A 16,790-nucleotide genomic window follows, 5' to 3' on the forward strand; every position below is an offset into this window, starting at 1 on the left:
TTTTTAAAGTTTTTTAACTTTGCTCTACACTGACTACTGTGACATTACTATCATCAACTGTAAAACGAATATTCAGTTCTGAAAAACACATACCATAGACCCGTTCAACATCATCTTGATAAGCTGGCCGTGGATCTAAAGATAACACTTGTTCTAGTTCATCGAATATCTTTTTATCTAAAATCCTCTGCCCCAGTAACTGCTGTTGTTGCGACTGTGCAGTTTCTGTCCAGAGTACTTTTTTTCGAATGGGTTCTTGTTGCGCATAACCACTTATCGAGTTCTCAATGGCATCAGAATATTGGATATACGGTTTGATGTCGAAAATCGGTGTGCCATGTAGTAAATCACTCCCCATCACATAGACGCGCACAGCTTTCCCCTGCTTTTCAACCCGTAAAAAACGCACCACCGACAAACCGATTGGAGATGGACGATACATACTCCGTGTGGCAAAAACTCCAATTTTCTGATTGCCGCCTAGCCGTGGCGGGCGTACCTGCGGACGAAATTTAGACATTTGATTCAAAGCGTTATCTTGATTTTTATTTTCATGAAACTGCCACAGCAGCCACAAATGGCTAAAATCTTCGATTCCCTCAAAGGCTAAAATATCGTTATAGGGTTCCGCCATCTCTATATAGGACTCGACTTGCACGAGATTTGGTTGTCGTGGAATACCAAATTTCTCACGATAAGGAGAATGCATATGACCGATGATCGGCATGACTACAGAATTACTCATCACTTTTTCTTATAAACACAATTAAATATATTCAGTTTATCGAGAATGATTTTAGATTAGAATAGCCATCTGTTTCTTTTAACTGTGATCGAGACCTTTAATGGCTGCTTTTAACGTTGAACGCATTACTCATGTTCACCACTGGAATGACACACTTTTCAGTTTTAAAACTACACGCGATACCAGCTTACGTTTTAAAAATGGTCAGTTTGTAATGATCGGTCTTGAAGTAAATGGTAAGCCTTTGATGCGTGCTTATTCGATCGCGAGTGCGAATTATGAAGAGGAACTCGAATTCTTCTCAATTAAAGTACAAGACGGTCCATTAACTTCTATCTTACAAAAAGTACAAGTGGGCGACGAAATTCTTATTTCTAAAAAGCCGACAGGCACTTTAGTTCATGATGACCTATTACCAGGCAAAAACTTATACCTTTTATCTTCTGGTACTGGACTTGCTCCATTCCTTGCACTGCTTCGTGATCCAGAAACTTACGAAAAATTTGAAAAAGTAATTATGGTTCACGGTACACGTTATGTATCAGAACTTGCATATCAGGATTTAATCCTAAATGAACTCCCGAACCACGAGTTCTTCGAAGAATTAGGTATCAAAGACAAACTGATTTACTATCCAACAGTGACACGTGAACCATTCCATACTCAAGGTCGTGTAACCACTGCAATTGAGTCTGGTGAACTATTTGAAAAAATTGGTTTACCACGTTTCAACCGTGAAACTGACCGTGCCATGCTTTGTGGTAGCCCTGCCTTCCTTAAAGATGTTGCAGCGTTACTTGATCAACATGGTCTGGTTGAATCACCGCGCATGGGCGTGATGGGTGATTATGTAATCGAACGTGCATTTGTTGAAAAATAATTTTCAGCCATAAAAAAACCGAGGTTTCAGCCTCGGTTTTTTTATTATAACAAGCTTAAAATCAAACTATATCTTATTAATTTGGTTAAAATCGCTATTTAATAAAACTAAACTTAATAAATAATTAAGCAGCTTCCAAATGAATTAAACGCTCAATATAATACCAGCACTCTTCAATTTTAGCGCGATCCTTGTTCACTTTCGCATAAGCAGTCATACCATCAAGTATATTGATATACATCGCGGTTAATACATGTGGTTGAAACACCTTCGCCTTTTCAAATAAATCTTCGATCAGCGCCATTAACCACTCACGATATTCAACAATCGGCCCAATAATTGAAGGATACTGTTGTAGTATTTCTAAAGAGGCTTTCTGAAACATACAACCATGAAAATCATCTGTATTAAACCAAGCCAAATGCCAAAAATAAACGGCTTTGATTTTCCCCAAATAATCACCTTCTGCTATTAAACTGATTTCGTGTTCAATGGCGACTTGAATACTTTTATTCCTACGAGAAAGGCATTCTTCGATCAAATTTTCCTTAGAAGGAAAATATTTGTAGAAAGTCATTTTGGCAACGCCAGACTCACTGATAATTCGATCCACACCTACAGAGCTGTAGTTATGACGGTTAAAAAGATCTAGAGCCGTTACAATGATATCTTCTTTTTTTGACATTTTATTATCCTTTTAGAATTCTATCAAAAAACTTAATGCATTATTTAGACATAGTTTAAGTGCTGGAAATTCTGGCCACTCACTATGTGTGTTTATGTTATTGTAAGAGCATTATAGAAAAGTCATATTTTCTTTATTGTCCCTCTTATAGGGTATGTAAAAATCAGTCTATAAACAAGATCATTTGTAAAAAAACCTTTCTATTTTTAAAATATTTTTTTTAAACGTGAAGCAATTCACTCTTTATTTACAGTTAAGTTAATTAATAAACTTTCTTACTATTTTTTAGCCCACTTAATAAATTGATTTCACAAAAAAATCATTTTATATTTAAATCATCCAATAAAAAGATGTTTGGTTGAACCAATAGTTATATTCATAAGCAACCAAAAAAAATCTAACTAAATAATTGGAAAAGCAATAATATTATTAATTCATCGAGTACAAGACCATGCCAAAAAAATTTGAAAACTTTAACGACCCAAGACAGAAAGCTATTGAAGGTATGAAAAATAGTATTTCTGCAGATGTCTGGAATAAGAACCTGAATTTTCTGAATGAACTTCGCGCAGAAATTTCAAATCATCCTGTTTCACGACATCCTGCCATTCAACTTTTAAATGACGGTGTCATTGACAAAGAAACTTTGAAACACATTCATTTAGAATATCGTCATGCCATCGTACAAGTATTTACCGATGCATTATTGATGGCTCAATTCCAAAGCAAACAACTAGAACCACGTTTATTATCTGGTTCTAAAATGTTCCCTCGTTTTTTACTTAATCTAAATATTCTGGATGAATTCGGTTTCCGCCCTGGCTTAGACGAAGAAGGTTACTATTCAGGCAATCCTGAATATGCTCATTACCCTCTCTTTGAAGACGTGTTAAATGACTTTGAACTAGGTCAAGCAGAACGTAATGACTATCAACCTTCTCTCATTTCACAACGCGTTCGCAATTATCTGGAAAACTCATTCCATAGCTATCAGGCGGTGTCGGCACTATTGGCTGTCGCCGAAGAAGAGGTCATTTTATTTAGCCCCGCATTACGTCAGGCAAGTAAAGCTGTTGGTTTTGATGTTGATAGCGGTTATTACTATGTCCATGGTGTTTCACATGACGCTTCAGCTGAGGCAGCTGATGATGATCATGAAGATGATTTATGGTTTGTGCTGGCACAAGCTTGCGTTGAATCTGAATACGCATCGATTCGTCAACTCTGTCTTGAATACTGTGATTTATGGGAACAGTTCTGGGATGAACAAATTGCCTACTACGGAAGTTTCAAAAAATTGGCTTAATTTCTTTTATATCAAGGGCTATCGTCAACTTTTCAGTTGAATGATGGCTTTTTTACAACCTAAAAAATTCATTAATACAAGCATAGCAACATATCTTCAGATATCACCTGAAAATGAATTGGCTCAAAGCTAGTGCGTAATTTACGATATAATTCACCTTTCTTTCGCACATATATTCAGCACATGTTTTCTCAACTCGATGTCAACTTATTGGTTCTTCTGGTTTTATTAGGCTGTGGTATCTTTAGTCAAAATACAGCCATAACCATCGCGGCAGCATGTCTCATTTTGGTCAAACTCACCCCATTGAATCAGTTTTTTCCTTATATTCAAACCCATGGTCTGAATATTGGCATCATTATCTTGACGATAGGTGTCCTTGCTCCTATCGCAAGTGGTAAAATCAGTGGTGAAAGTATTCTGAAATCATTTATCAGCATTAAGTCTTTAGCTGCAATCGCTGTTGGACTCTTGGTCGCATGGCTTGGTGGACGCGGAGTTAAACTGATGAGCAATCAACCCGATGTTGTTGCAGGACTTTTGATTGGAACCGTGGCAGGCGTTGCTTTACTACGTGGCGTGCCCGTGGGTCCTCTGATTGCTGCTGGAATATTGTCCCTGCTGATTGGTAAATCTTAATACATCCTAAGAGCAATAAGAATATCTCACTGATCAAGATCAAGGTAGTGTATTCTCCACTACCTCCATGCTAAATGATGGTTAATCAGGACTCATAATAAACTGTACGTAATTTCGAAAACTTCTCCAACTGCTTAATAAAACCTTTAAAATAACTCTTCTCTTTATCCTCGACTCGATAGCCTGCATATAAGGTCCTTCTTAAGCCTTGCGGTGAAACACAATCCAGACGACGACTCACCACCCAGCCCTTTTGTTCATATTCATTTACCACCCAATCAGGCAAAGCGGCAATACCTCGTCCACTGGCAACCAGTTGGATCAGCATTTGAGTTAAATCCGTGGTTCGAATCTGCTTAGGGTGAATATTTGCGGGAAGAAACAAATGCGCCATGATATCCAGACGATGCTTATCAACCGGATAAGTAATCAAGGTTTGCTCAGCTAAATCTTCAACAGAAATCTTTTCGGCACGCACCAAAGGATGCGTATTTGAAAGTACTAGTCGTGATTCATATTCAAAAATCGGAAAATATTCAATTCCTTTTAATGCAATCGGATCAGCAGTAATCAATAGATCGAATTCCGCATTTTGCAGTAATTCATGTGGATTCGATTCAAAACCCGCTGCAAAGTCTAGATCGACATCGGGATATTGATGACGGTACTGATTCAATAAAGGCATAAGCCAGTCGAAGCAACTATGACATTCCGATGAGAAGATAATCCGTCCGGTTTGGCCATGCACAATACGGGTAATATCGGTTTGTGCAATTTGAACCTGTGGCAAGACATCATCTGCCAGTTTCAGTAAGCGCTCTCCAACATTGGAAAAACTCACTGGACGACTGCGACGATTCACAACTTCTACGCCATACCAGTGGTCTAATTCTTTTAACTGATGTGAAATAGCTGAGGGGGTCAGACATAGATCGGTTGCTGCTGCAACCAAAGAACCGTGCTCTCTTAAAGCAATTAAAGTTTTCAAATGACGAAGTTCTAACATGGCTATGGCCTAGTGATTTAATCCCCTTGCATCCCCCATTTTTAAGCGAAACCGATTACAAATCATCATCAAATTCTAAATATGGGTTTGCTTCCTCGTTAAAGGCAAGCTGCTAAAAAGATTTTTAGTTGAATTTATTTCATCTTAACACAAAACTCATTAATTTGTCTCAACATAAGCTTTTTCTTTAGCTCTTACTCGTGTGTTGTATCAACAATCAACTGCCCGTCATCTCATCGTCGTAATCTCCGACTTGGTATAGTTTTGAAACATGATAACGCTGGGGACTTAGAAATAGAGTCATTAAAAAATTTCAGCTTAAGCTGAGAACATTTCATTTTATTGAGCCGCCACAGGCTTCTAAAACTTTTACAATAGAAAATTACTTTTGCAGACCATGCCTACGATGACAAGACAAAGTCAAAAGACGCTTGAACGCCAAACGCTCAGCCTACCCGAAGGACACAACAAACTGCTGCTGCATTCTTGCTGTGCGCCTTGCTCTGGTGAAGTGATGGAAACCTTGATTGAGTCAGGCATCGACTTTTCGATCTTTTTTTATAATCCGAACATTCATCCCGTGAAAGAATATTTGATTCGTAAAGAAGAAAACATTCGATTTGCCGAAAAACATAATATCCCATTTATTGATTGCGATTACGATAATGACAACTGGTTTGCTCGTGCCAAAGGCATGGAAAACGAGCCCGAGAAAGGCATTCGCTGTACCATGTGTTTCGATATGCGCTTTGAGCGAACAGCCCTGTATGCCTATGAACATGGCTTTAGCCTGATCAGTAGTTCACTCGGTATTTCGCGCTGGAAGAATATGCAGCAAATTAATGATTGTGGTTTGCGTGCAGCAGCGCATTATCCCAATCTTCAATATTGGGACTATAACTGGCGTAAACACGGCGGCGCAGTTCGCATGCTTGAAATCAGCAAGCGTGAAGAGTTCTATCAACAAGAATACTGCGGCTGTGTTTATTCACTCAGAGATACCAACCGCTGGCGTATGAGTAATGGTCGTGATCGCATTCAATTGGGCGTTAAGTTTTATAGTAATGCGATGGAGGATGAGTCAAATCAATCAGACTAATTCTTCGATGTTAATATTGTAAATATATGATCATCTAAATGATTTATATACCATATAAAAGGCAGCTTATATATTTAAATACGCGGCAACGCCATTCGCAACTGTTTGAGACAGGATTACTTTTGCTTGATAATGTTTTTGCGATATAAAGTGTTAAATATTGGTAGCGAACGAGTTTTGCGAATGGCAATGATTTTGCCTACTTTTCCTAAAAGAAAAGTAGGTCGAAATGAAGTTGAATCCTTATACTAATCTTTTCAATTAAAGACTCTGAAATAGCATAATTTCTCTAGATTAAACTCCATTAAAAGGTCAGTTTACAGCAACACTAATTATGCTGTAGAACTGATTACTTGGCTTTTGCTTGGCATCGACCGCCTCACTGACTTCAATCAGATACTCGCCTGCTTTGGCAAATACCAGATCAGCACTGCCATCTGCCGCTGTTCTTAAGTTAATCCCTTGCTTATCGGTTGTACCTTTAGCGCGAATCACAACATTCGCATTGGCCAATGCTTGATTGGCTTTCGATGCTTAAATTTTCGCGGTTTGATTGGCTTTTAACTCACTTGGATGGGTTAAAAACTCAACTTGAATCGGTGCTGTGCTTGCATGCACAGGCGTATTCTTGTGTTTAGATACATAGGTCAATAATGTCCATTCACGAGTAATCTCAACAGGTGTAATTTTTTTAGCCTTCAAGTCCGCAGGAATGACAAAATCACGCTCAGCTTTTGCAGGTGCTTTGTCTGCTGGCATATCAAAGAACATTTTCCATTGTTTTTGATCTTGTACATATTTCAATGGATAACTGGTGCTAGTTTTAACACTATACGTCCCCACTTCAGGCAACTTTAGATCAAATACAGTTGCCGACCCCAATTTAGACGTGGCTGCAATTGTGGTTTTGCTGTTATTCGGACTGGTAACTTCAAACTTTGCATCTTTTAATGCATATTCACTTTGCAAAGCTTCTTCTGCATAACCCGAGATCATTGCGACTTGAGTTTGTTCCGTGGTATACGCAAGCGGTGCAACATAGGGTTCATGAGCAAAACTATAACCTGAAGCAAGCAGCAATGAACTGATCAATAATTTTTTCACTCTTTTTTCCACCTTTTATAAAAATTCTGCTAAAAACATCTGCTTTGTATTATATATAAATGCAAATAATTATCATTAAAATTATCATATCCTATTTACAACACTTCAGAATTCTACCTCATCAAATCAACAGAGCTTGGTTCTTTTTAGAAGCAATAAAATGCGATGTTTTGGGTTAACAATAGTTTACAAAGGAACGTCGCTATTGTTCAGCAGTATAGATGGGTTCAACATATTCTTTAAAATCAAACTATAAACATGGATCGATAACAATGAAGAAAGTTTTTATTTTAATAACCCTGCTGTTTTCTACCACACTTAGTGGCTGTAATGACGATTCAAAAATGGATAGTGAACCACAAACCACCAATCATCCCCAACAGCAGCAACTGGAGCAAAATAAAGCGCTTGTTAAAACCTTCTATGAAGGTGTATTTGTAGCTAAAAAGGTAAAAGAATTCTCGGATCGTTATATTTCCGAAAATTATATTCAGCACAATCCCTACTTGCCAGACGGACGACAAGCATTTGTCGACTTTTTTGAGAAAGAACTTGCTGATCATCCTGATGCGGCATACAGCATTGAACGCATAATTGCAGAAGATGATCTTGTACTCTTACATGTAAGAAGCAAACTCAATACAGAGGTCGCCACCAATGCAGGAGTTGATCTTTTTCGCATCGCGAATGGCGTTATTGTTGAACATTGGGATACGAATCAGGATGTACCTGAAAATGAACGCACAGCAGCCAATCCAGAGATCATGTTCAATGGGAATAAGAACCATGCGACTTCTCCGGCACACACTAGTGAGAATAAGGCATTAGTCACTACATTTGTTAAAGGTGCATTTGAACAACATAAGGTCAGAGAGTTTTCTGAACGCTATCTCGCAGATCACTACATTCAACATAATCCTTGGATTGAAAATGGTAGAGAGCCTTTTATTTCCTTCTTTGAACAGCTCTTCCAAGCTGACCCCGCTGCCAAGTATGAAATTAAACGCGTGATTGCGGAAGGAGATCTGGTTGCAGTCCAACTGCGCAGCAAATTGAGCAATGAACCTGAAAATGCGGGCTTTGATATTTTCCGAGTAGAGAATGCTAAGATCGTAGAGCATTGGGATGTCAATCAGGCTGTTCCAGAAAACAGTGCAAATAGCAATACCATGTTCTAGACTTATCAAATCTAGTTGAAGACCGATGTGATTAAATAAGGCCCATATTATCTGGGCTTTTTAGGTTTCATCCGCAGGAATTAAATCATAATAATTCATCCTGACCACTTTACTATCAAGCCATTCAGTTCAACGATAGATTTATTTGAAGATTCCTCTTTTTTCTATATCGGTTTATATCGAGGTATGAAAAAATAATCAGCTTTATTGAAATTATTTTTTGAGATATATGAGCTCTCCCGCACATCGCTATTCCCTATTCCTCGTTATTTTTTCCCTTGCTGTAGGTAGTTTCTGTATTGGCACCACTGAGTTTGTAGCGATGGGGCTAATTCAGGAAATCGCCACTGATCTAAATGTTAGTGTGCCGCATGCAGGTTATTTCATCAGCGCCTATGCCCTCGGTGTTATGGTCGGTGCACCAATTATTGCGATCTTAGGGGCCAAAGTACCACGTAAAACGCTCTTGCTCAGCTTGATGCTTTTTTATGGCTTGGCCAATGCAGCGACGGCTTTTGCAACAACACCAGAAGCCATGCTACTGTCTCGCTTTATTGCAGGTTTTCCACACGGGGCTTACTTTGGCGTAGCCGCCTTGGTTGCGGCTGAACTGGCGGGTAAACAACGCCGTGCCACCGCAATTGCACAGGTGATGATGGGACTCACCATTGCCAATGTGATTGGGGTACCAATTGCCACATGGTTGGGGCAACAATTTGGCTGGAAATCAGGCTTTGAATTTTCTGCGGTCATTGCGTTTATTACCCTAATCGGTGTCAGTTTATTTGTTCCCAATATTCCACTGCAAAAAAGCGCCAGTATTAAAGCCGAATTGGCAGGCCTTAAAAATATCAATATGTGGCTCACTCTAGCCGTCGGCGCAATTGGCTTTGGCGGTATGTTCTCGGTATATAGCTATGTTTCACCGATTCTGACGGAATATACCCATGCCGATATTCGTGTGGTTCCCATCGCCCTTGCCATTTGGGGCATGGGTATGGTGATTGGTGGCTTGGTTGCTGGCTGGTTGGCAGATAAAAATCTGTTTAAAACCATTATCGGCATCCTGATCAGTTCTGCACTCGCCTTTGTCGCTGCCAGCTTTATGATGTCTCATCTCTATACGGCAATTGCGGCCTTATTCCTGATTGGCTTTACGGTGATTGGCCTTGGTGGTGCTTTACAAACCCATCTCATGGATATCGCAGGTGATGCGCAAACCTTGGCTGCATCACTAAATCATTCTGCATTTAATTTGGCCAATGCACTCGGCGCCTTCTTGGGTGGTTGGGTACTCAGCCACAATATGGGCTGGTTAGCACCGATCTGGGTGGGTTTCGTATTAAGTTTGGGGGGCTTGGCGATTTTATTGATTGCTTTGGCTTATGCCAAATACTCACAAAAAAATGGATCTGTTGTGTCTTAAAGGCAAATCATAAAAGAACGATACAGAGAAAACCCGAAAATCAAACTTCGGGTTTTTATTCTAAAATCATCCAGCTGAGTCTTTATTTCACCGCATCTGCCACTTCTTTTAACATGGCCTTCATGCCATCCAAGCCATTATTCATCAAGTACCAGTTACTTGAATCCAGATAGACGATATTGCCATTTTGCGCCGCTTTGGTTTGATTGATAATCTTGTTATTCAAGACCTGCTTGGCACCTTGCTGATTTTCAGTAATCGCAGCGCCACGGTCAATCACAAACAAATAGTCAGGATTTTTCTGAGCAATAAATTCATGTGACACTGCCATACCATGCAAGCCGACTTTGATCGAGGGATCGGCTGGGGTAAAACCATATAGATCATGGATATTACCAAAGCGTGAGCCTGGCCCATACGCTGCAATCTTGCTGTTATTCACCAAGATCACCAACGCTGTTTTCCCTTTGGTTTTGGCTTTTAAAGCGGCAATCTCTTTTTCTAGCGTTTGCAATTGCTGCTCAGCATCCTGTTTTTTGCCGACCATTTCTGCAATATTCAGGGTCTGCTGCTTAAATGAGTTGAACTGATCGTTATAGTCCACATCGACAAAATAAGTCGGTGCAATCTGTTTGATCTGATTCACCAGATTTTCCATCCGTCCACTCATCAAAATCAACTCAGGTTGACTGGCTGCAATTTTTTCCAGATTTGGCTCTTTGACTGTGCCGACATCCAGATATTTGCCATCACTATAGTTTTGCAGCACTTTTGGTAATGGTGTGCCTTTCGGCAAAGCCACCACTTTATCATCTGCGCCCAAAGCATGAATGGTATTCAACGCACTGGTATCCAATACCGCAATTCGAGACACGTTTGCAGGAATCGTGATCTGACCCGCCTTACTTTCAAAGCTAAGCGTGTCATGTGTAGCAGTCGTATTCCCTTCCTGTGTTACAGAAGGTGTGTTGGAATTACCACATGCAGCCAGCACCACACTCAGCATCATGACTGGCAATGTTTTTTTGAAAAGCATAACGAACTCCTAACTAATGAAATACAAACCTAATTTATGTTGTTGAACCTGTTGGATCGGGATATGAAAATCAAAAATATCCTTGAGAATACGTTCATCCATCATCTGCTGTGGATGACCTTGATAGACCAATTGCCCTGCTTTCATGGCAATGATGTGATCGGCATAGACCGAGGCAAAATTGATGTCATGAATCACTACAATGATGGACTTGCCATGATTTTCAGCCAGATCCTTTAACACTTTCATAATCTGTGAAGAATGCTTCATATCCAGATTATTCAGAGGCTCATCCAACAAGATATAATCGGTGTCCTGTGCCAGAATCATGGCGATATATGCACGTTGGCGCTGCCCCCCCGACAATTCACTGAGTTGACGATGGCGTAATGCTTCTAAATCCATATAGGCAATGCAGCGATCAATCACCTCACGATCTTCTGCGGTCAAGCGTCCTTGTGAATATGGGAAACGACCAAACGCTACCAAATCTTCAATACTCAGCCGTAACTCGGTATGGTTAGACTGCTTTAAAATCGCCAGCTTTTTCGCAATATCGGCACTTTTCATCTGATGTAGGTCTTGTCCATCCATCAACACTTGCCCTTGATCCGCCTCGATTAAACGGCTCATGATGGAAAGCACCGTACTTTTACCCGCACCATTCGGGCCAATAAAAGCCGTAAACTGGCCTTTTGTGATGCTCAGTGAAACATCCGTTACCACCTGCTGTTGCTGATAGCTTTTACATAAATTCTTTAACTCTATTGCCACTTTTTATTTTCCTTCAGTAATATCCAGAAGAAATAAATTCCACCGACAAAGTTGATAATCACACTGAGCGTGGTTTTAAAATTCAATACATGCAGTACAATGAACTGCCCAATCATCAGACAAAGAATGCTGACCAAAATAATACCCAGCAGTAAAATATGATGCTGATGGGTCTTGAACAGCTCAAGGGTAATGTTGAGTACCAGCAAGCCAAGGAACATCATGGGGCCTGCCAAAGCAGTTGCTGAGGCCAGCGCCAAGACCACCAGAATCAATAACAAACGGCTGGTCTTGTCATAATCCAGTCCTAAATTCAGCGCATGATCACGTCCCAGCGCCATCACATCCAGCTTGTGGTAATGCTTTAAGCTATAAACCAGAATCGGCACAATGGTCAGCAGAGACAATCCAACCGTTTCCATTTTCACCACATTAAAACTGGCAAAACCAGCATAAGCGGCGATCTGAAACTCATCAGGATCGAGCAAGACCTGAAAGAAAGTGGTCATATTGTCGAAAAAGGTTGAAAAAATCAGTCCCACCAACAACAGAAAGTAAATATTTTGCTGTGCCACTTTCTGGAAAATAAAGCGATACAACAATAAAGCAAAAGTGACCATTAACAACAGGCTGATCAGATAATCCAAGACAAAGTTGAGTGACAGCAAAGTACTGGCACCAAAGAAATAAATCATCTTGGTCTTGGACAACTCATACAGCTTATCTAGTCCTAAAGCCTGTGGAGTCACCACCCGATTATTCACAATGGTATGAAAGACCAAAGTTGACACACCGACAGCGACACCTGCGACGATGATGGCCGCAACAGTCTTTAAACGTAAACTTAAGGCATATTGCCATGCCACACCCAAATTCCAGCCCAGATATAAGGCAATGCTCAGCAGCATCAACAAGGCTAAAACGATCAACTTGGTTTTGTTAGGCATAGCGATACCTCCTGAGCAATAACCACAGGAAAATCACGCTGCCGACCACGCCCATAATCAGACTTACAGACACTTCATAGGGATAAATCACCACCCTGCCAAAAACATCACAAAGCAACACCAGCAAAGCACCCAATAATGCAGTATGCGAAAGCGTTCGACGAATATTGTCACCCAAATACAAGCTCACGAGATTCGGTACAATCAATCCAAGAAAAGGAATTGCACCAACCGTCACAATCACCACACCTGTAATCACTGAGACGAGCAGCAAACCCAGAAACAAGGTCTGCTTATAATTCAGTCCAAGATTAGTAGCAAAATCCTGCCCTAAGCCTGCCAAGACAAAACGATTGGCAAAGAGATAGATCAGAATCAAAACAGGAACACTGAGATAGATCAGCTCATATTGGCCATTTAAAATGGTAGAAAAGTCACCCTGTAACCAACCTGCCAAGTTTTGTAATAAATCCATTTGCAAGGCGATAAAGGTGGTAAAAGCCGAGATAATACTGCCGAAAATCATCCCCACCAGTGGAACGAAGACTGTATCTCGATGCTTGAGGGTCGCCAGAATACTCATAAATGCCATTGCCCCCATCAGTGTCACGGCAATAGCAAAGCCAGTTTTGACAAAGATTGAAGCGCTTGGCAGTAAGATAATCGAAACCAGTACCCCCAAACGTGCGCAGTCATATAAACCTGCTGTGGTTGGAGAAACAAAACGGTTGCGGCTGAGTGACTGCATAATCAAGCCACAGACACTTAGACCCGCACCTGCCACAATAATTGCCATGAGACGTGGTAAACGACTGGTCCAGAACAGTTGCCACTCTTGAAGATTACCAGCCCACAAGCCTGCAAGACTCATCTCACCGACACCGACAAATAAGGAAATAAATGCCAAAGGAAGCAATAATAAAACGAGATAACGCCGCTTAATCATGTTGGGAGAACTTCATAGGATGCGCAAACTTAAAATAAGCTTAAAAAATACAAAAAAGATAATAAGAAACTATCACAAATGATAAAGATTATTGTTAACTTTTTTTTAAATGAAATATCATCGATGTGAAGTACGACTTAATTCAGTCAACTTTCCATTCTTTATAAAAAAGCTCCAAACCTCAGCATAACTGCGATTTAGAGCCACATTGAATATCATCTGAGCAGAATGAATAACGTTAAATCCCGAACTTATGCCCGATTGCTCGTCTACATTTTTATAATAAATTTCAAATTATTCCGAAAGTTTTTCGCCACAATGCGGGCAAAAACGGTACGGCTTCTTTTCCTGATCTTGATCTTCAAGTAACTTTTCTCTGACCAGTTGCATAATAATTTCATGAGTTTGCTCTTTAGGCAAACCCACCTTTTTCCGAATCCGTTCAACTTCCACTTGATCATGCAGTAAATCTAAACCTTTGGCCTGTAAAGCTTCGCGGAATTCCTGTTCTAGTCTTTGGTTACGCATATTTAATTCGTTGGCAAGCCCCGAAGCCAGAATACCCGCCGGTAAAGCCGCAATACCGACACCCAGAATGGTAATAAATGCACCCAGTATCCGACCTAAATTAGTGACAGGAGTAACATCGCCATAACCGACGGTGGTTAAAGTGACCACAGCCCACCACATGGATTGTGGTATCGAACTAAATGCTTCGGGCTGAGCTTTATTTTCAACCACATAAATTGCAGATGCGGTCATCACAATCATGATCACCAAGATAAAAATAACCGCTTGGAAAGAACCTTTTTCGCGTTGGATGACGCGCAATAAAATTTGCAAGGAAACAAAATAACGAGTCAGTTTCAGTAACCGCACCAAGCGCAAGACCCGCAAGAAACGTAAATCGATCGGAACAATGAAATTGAGATAGGCTGGTAAGATTGCCAATAAGTCGATAATTGCCCCACCACTTTTCATCCAGCGAATCCGCTGTTTCCAAGCCGCTTGTTGTGGTTCTTCCTCAACAATACTCCACAGCCGCAGCAAATATTCCCCGCTAAAAATGATGATCGATAAATTTTCAAAGATATCGAAATAAGGCTTGTACAGCTTATAAAATTCATTGACAGATTCAAGTAAAACCGCCGCTACGTTGCCAATGATCAAGGCAATCAGCAGATAGTTTACGCAGGTACTGACTTTACTTTTATAGTCATCATTATGCAGATTGTTATAAACAAAACGTCTTAACTGTTGCCATGAAAATTGAGTCATACCGTATTTTTTGTTCGATTCAGCAAGCTCAAAATGTAGCATGTTGCTTTCATATTTGATAAGAAATTTTAACCCTAAGCGCCATTTCCCTCACAAAACGAAGCCATTTGCCAATTCATTGCCCTGTATCACGCTGTTTCAACAAAACTCTCTTTGCAGTTTGACATTCGCTTCAACGATAATAAAAGCTTAGTGGTTATTTTCTTTAACGATTCATTCATAAAGAACTATAAATTTTATTAAACCCGTGACAATAAGGGGAATTTACATGGGATTTAAAGCTCTCCCGACGCTGATCTCTTTATTTATTGCATTCATCATCTGGTTTGTCATTCCGGTACCCGCTGGCGTTGATCCTGATGCTTGGCATTTACTGGCGATGTTTGTTGGTGTGATTGCTGCCATTATTGGTAAAGCCATGCCGATTGGTGCAATTGCAATTATTGCCATTACTTTGGTCGCAGTGACGGGTGTCACCAATGACAGCCCTAGTGGCGCCATTCAAGATGCGCTTAGTAGTTTTGCCAACCCGCTGATCTGGTTGATCGGTATTTCGATCATGATTTCTAAAGGTTTGCAAAAAACCGGATTGGGTGCACGCTTAGGCTATTTATTTATCGCGGTTTGGGGCAAGAAAACCATTGGTATCGGTTATAGCATGGTGCTGTCTGAACTGATTCTTGCCCCTGTTACCCCAAGTAATACCGCACGTGGCGGCGGAATTATCCATCCGATTGTCCGTGCCATTTCGACCAGCTATGACTCTGACCCAGCCAAAGGCACCGAAGGTCGTATGGGGAAATACTTAGCTTTGGTGAACTACCAAGCCAACCCGATTACTTCTGCCATGTTTATTACCGCAACCGCCCCTAACCCCTTGGTGGTTGATCTGGTGGCAAAAGCAACCAAAAGTCAGATTTCCTTGAGCTGGAGTACATGGGCACTGGCGATGTTATTACCGGGTTTGCTTGCCTTGATCATCATGCCATTAATCATGTATTGGATGTATCCACCCGAAGTCAAAGAAACTCCGAATGCAGCTCAGTTTGCCAAAACCAAGTTAAAAGAAATGGGCCCTGTCAGCAAAAATGAAATCATTATGCTCGGCGTATTTGGGATTTTACTGCTGTTATGGGCAGGCATCCCTGCCATGATTTTTGGTTCAGCTTGGGCAGTTGATCCAACTACCACTGCCTTTATTGGTTTGGGCTTGCTGCTTATAACTGGTGTACTGACTTGGGAAGATATTCTGACGCAAAAAAGCGCATGGGATACCATCACTTGGTTTGCTGCCTTGGTGATGATGGCGACTTATTTAAATAAGCTCGGTTTAATCACGTGGTTCTCAGGTGTGTTAGAAACAGGGATTGGTCATTTAGGACTGAGCTGGATGCCGGCCTGTTTACTATTAATGCTCGCCTATCTGTATGCACATTATATGTTTGCCAGTACCACCGCACATATCACGGCTATGTTTGCCGCCTTCTATACGGCTGGACTGGCATTAGGTGCACCACCGATGTTGTTTGCCTTAATGATGGCAGCAGCATCAAGCATCATGATGACCTTAACCCATTATGCAACGGGTACATCGCCTGTGGTATTCGGTTCAGGTTACACCACACTGGGTGAATGGTGGAAAGCGGGCTTTGTTATGAGTTTGGTCAATATCATTATCTTTGTGGTGATTGGCGGACTTTGGTGGAAAGTATTGGGTTATTGGTAGAATGATTTAGTATAA

At 40.6% G+C, this 16,790-nt stretch carries 15 protein-coding genes and 1 pseudogene; 7 read left to right on the forward strand and 9 right to left on the reverse strand.

Annotated elements, in window-relative coordinates; all coding sequences use genetic code 11:
* Positions 1-13: 13 nt before the first annotated feature.
* Entirely contained in the window at positions 14-727 is a 714-nt protein-coding gene (gene tsaA / locus F895_RS07785) for a tRNA (N6-threonylcarbamoyladenosine(37)-N6)-methyltransferase TrmO (RefSeq protein ID WP_171067248.1), read from the reverse strand.
* Between the two features lie 118 nt (positions 728-845).
* Between tsaA and F895_RS07780 the strand changes: the two genes are divergently transcribed.
* The gene (locus F895_RS07780) at positions 846-1,625 is read left to right on the forward strand and encodes a ferredoxin--NADP reductase (RefSeq protein WP_005241937.1); all 780 of its coding nucleotides are present in this window, start codon (positions 846-848) and stop codon (positions 1,623-1,625) included.
* 124 nt (positions 1,626-1,749) lie between these two features.
* On the opposite strand, the gene F895_RS07775 is transcribed toward F895_RS07780, so the two are convergent.
* Positions 1,750-2,310: a TetR/AcrR family transcriptional regulator gene (locus tag F895_RS07775; protein WP_005241938.1), complete on the reverse strand. Its 561-nt coding sequence runs from the start codon at positions 2,308-2,310 to the stop codon at positions 1,750-1,752.
* Between the two features lie 451 nt (positions 2,311-2,761).
* Here F895_RS07775 and F895_RS07770 point away from each other — a divergent pair, with 451 nt between their 5' ends.
* Positions 2,762-3,616: a hypothetical protein gene (locus F895_RS07770; RefSeq protein ID WP_005241939.1), complete on the forward strand. Its 855-nt coding sequence runs from the start codon at positions 2,762-2,764 to the stop codon at positions 3,614-3,616.
* 183 nt (positions 3,617-3,799) lie between these two features.
* Positions 3,800-4,255: a DUF441 domain-containing protein gene (locus F895_RS07765; RefSeq protein WP_005241940.1), complete on the forward strand. Its 456-nt coding sequence runs from the start codon at positions 3,800-3,802 to the stop codon at positions 4,253-4,255.
* A gap of 85 nt (positions 4,256-4,340) precedes the next feature.
* Here F895_RS07765 and F895_RS07760 read toward each other — a convergent pair whose 3' ends face one another.
* The gene (locus F895_RS07760; RefSeq protein WP_005241941.1) at positions 4,341-5,261 is read right to left on the reverse strand and encodes a LysR family transcriptional regulator; all 921 of its coding nucleotides are present in this window, start codon (positions 5,259-5,261) and stop codon (positions 4,341-4,343) included.
* Between the two features lie 397 nt (positions 5,262-5,658).
* Between F895_RS07760 and F895_RS07755 the strand changes: the two genes are divergently transcribed.
* Positions 5,659-6,360, forward strand: a complete 702-nt coding sequence (locus F895_RS07755; RefSeq protein ID WP_005241942.1) for an epoxyqueuosine reductase QueH — start codon at positions 5,659-5,661, stop codon at positions 6,358-6,360.
* A 312-nt stretch (positions 6,361-6,672) separates the two neighbouring features.
* Here F895_RS07755 and F895_RS0118970 read toward each other — a convergent pair.
* Positions 6,673-7,464, reverse strand: a pseudogene (locus tag F895_RS0118970) (DUF4198 domain-containing protein).
* Between the two features lie 272 nt (positions 7,465-7,736).
* Here F895_RS0118970 and F895_RS07750 point away from each other — a divergent pair.
* Positions 7,737-8,642, forward strand: a complete 906-nt coding sequence (locus F895_RS07750; RefSeq protein WP_005241945.1) for a nuclear transport factor 2 family protein — start codon at positions 7,737-7,739, stop codon at positions 8,640-8,642.
* Between the two features lie 229 nt (positions 8,643-8,871).
* Positions 8,872-10,068 carry an MFS transporter gene (locus F895_RS07745; RefSeq protein WP_005241946.1) on the forward strand — a complete coding sequence of 399 codons (1,197 nt, stop codon included), beginning with the start codon at positions 8,872-8,874 and terminating at the stop codon, positions 10,066-10,068.
* 82 nt (positions 10,069-10,150) lie between these two features.
* Here the strand turns inward: F895_RS07745 and F895_RS07740 are convergent, their stop codons facing one another.
* From F895_RS07740 to F895_RS07720, 5 genes are all read right to left on the reverse strand, one after another.
* Positions 10,151-11,104, reverse strand: coding sequence for a siderophore ABC transporter substrate-binding protein (locus F895_RS07740; RefSeq protein ID WP_005241948.1), 954 nt, complete (start codon positions 11,102-11,104; stop codon positions 10,151-10,153).
* Between the two features lie 9 nt (positions 11,105-11,113).
* A complete protein-coding gene (locus F895_RS07735; RefSeq protein ID WP_005241951.1) occupies positions 11,114-11,878 on the reverse strand; it encodes an iron ABC transporter ATP-binding protein in 765 nt (254 codons plus the stop codon).
* Positions 11,869-12,825 (reverse strand): iron chelate uptake ABC transporter family permease subunit, encoded by a 957-nt coding sequence (locus F895_RS07730; RefSeq protein ID WP_005241952.1) that lies wholly within the window; start codon positions 12,823-12,825, stop codon positions 11,869-11,871. The genes F895_RS07735 and F895_RS07730 overlap by 10 nt, the downstream gene beginning before the upstream one ends.
* Complete coding sequence (locus tag F895_RS07725) at positions 12,818-13,771, reverse strand: ABC transporter permease (RefSeq protein WP_005241953.1); 954 nt, start codon at positions 13,769-13,771, stop codon at positions 12,818-12,820. Before F895_RS07725 ends, F895_RS07730 begins: the two co-directional genes overlap by 8 nt.
* A 294-nt stretch (positions 13,772-14,065) precedes the next feature.
* On the reverse strand, positions 14,066-15,049 hold the full coding sequence (locus F895_RS07720; protein ID WP_026040153.1) for an ion transporter: 984 nt from the start codon (positions 15,047-15,049) through the stop codon (positions 14,066-14,068).
* A 268-nt stretch (positions 15,050-15,317) separates the two neighbouring features.
* Here F895_RS07720 and F895_RS07715 point away from each other — a divergent pair, with 268 nt between their 5' ends.
* The gene (locus F895_RS07715) at positions 15,318-16,775 is read left to right on the forward strand and encodes a DASS family sodium-coupled anion symporter (RefSeq protein WP_005241956.1); all 1,458 of its coding nucleotides are present in this window, start codon (positions 15,318-15,320) and stop codon (positions 16,773-16,775) included.
* Positions 16,776-16,790: the final 15 nt, after the last annotated feature.

It is taken from the genome of Acinetobacter sp. CIP 64.2 (genome assembly GCF_000369645.1).
Lineage (GTDB): Bacteria > Pseudomonadota > Gammaproteobacteria > Pseudomonadales > Moraxellaceae > Acinetobacter.

Coding starts and splice junctions, on each gene's coding strand:
- tsaA (WP_171067248.1), bottom strand. CDS start 727: ATGCCGATCATCGGTCATATGCATTCTCCTTATCGTGAGAAATTTGGT.
- F895_RS07780 (WP_005241937.1), top strand. CDS start 846: ATGGCTGCTTTTAACGTTGAACGCATTACTCATGTTCACCACTGGAAT.
- F895_RS07775 (WP_005241938.1), bottom strand. CDS start 2,310: ATGTCAAAAAAAGAAGATATCATTGTAACGGCTCTAGATCTTTTTAAC.
- F895_RS07770 (WP_005241939.1), top strand. CDS start 2,762: ATGCCAAAAAAATTTGAAAACTTTAACGACCCAAGACAGAAAGCTATT.
- F895_RS07765 (WP_005241940.1), top strand. CDS start 3,800: ATGTTTTCTCAACTCGATGTCAACTTATTGGTTCTTCTGGTTTTATTA.
- F895_RS07760 (WP_005241941.1), bottom strand. CDS start 5,261: ATGTTAGAACTTCGTCATTTGAAAACTTTAATTGCTTTAAGAGAGCAC.
- F895_RS07755 (WP_005241942.1), top strand. CDS start 5,659: ATGCCTACGATGACAAGACAAAGTCAAAAGACGCTTGAACGCCAAACG.
- F895_RS07750 (WP_005241945.1), top strand. CDS start 7,737: ATGAAGAAAGTTTTTATTTTAATAACCCTGCTGTTTTCTACCACACTT.
- F895_RS07745 (WP_005241946.1), top strand. CDS start 8,872: ATGAGCTCTCCCGCACATCGCTATTCCCTATTCCTCGTTATTTTTTCC.
- F895_RS07740 (WP_005241948.1), bottom strand. CDS start 11,104: ATGCTTTTCAAAAAAACATTGCCAGTCATGATGCTGAGTGTGGTGCTG.
- F895_RS07730 (WP_005241952.1), bottom strand. CDS start 12,825: ATGCCTAACAAAACCAAGTTGATCGTTTTAGCCTTGTTGATGCTGCTG.
- F895_RS07725 (WP_005241953.1), bottom strand. CDS start 13,771: ATGATTAAGCGGCGTTATCTCGTTTTATTATTGCTTCCTTTGGCATTT.
- F895_RS07720 (WP_026040153.1), bottom strand. CDS start 15,049: ATGACTCAATTTTCATGGCAACAGTTAAGACGTTTTGTTTATAACAAT.
- F895_RS07715 (WP_005241956.1), top strand. CDS start 15,318: ATGGGATTTAAAGCTCTCCCGACGCTGATCTCTTTATTTATTGCATTC.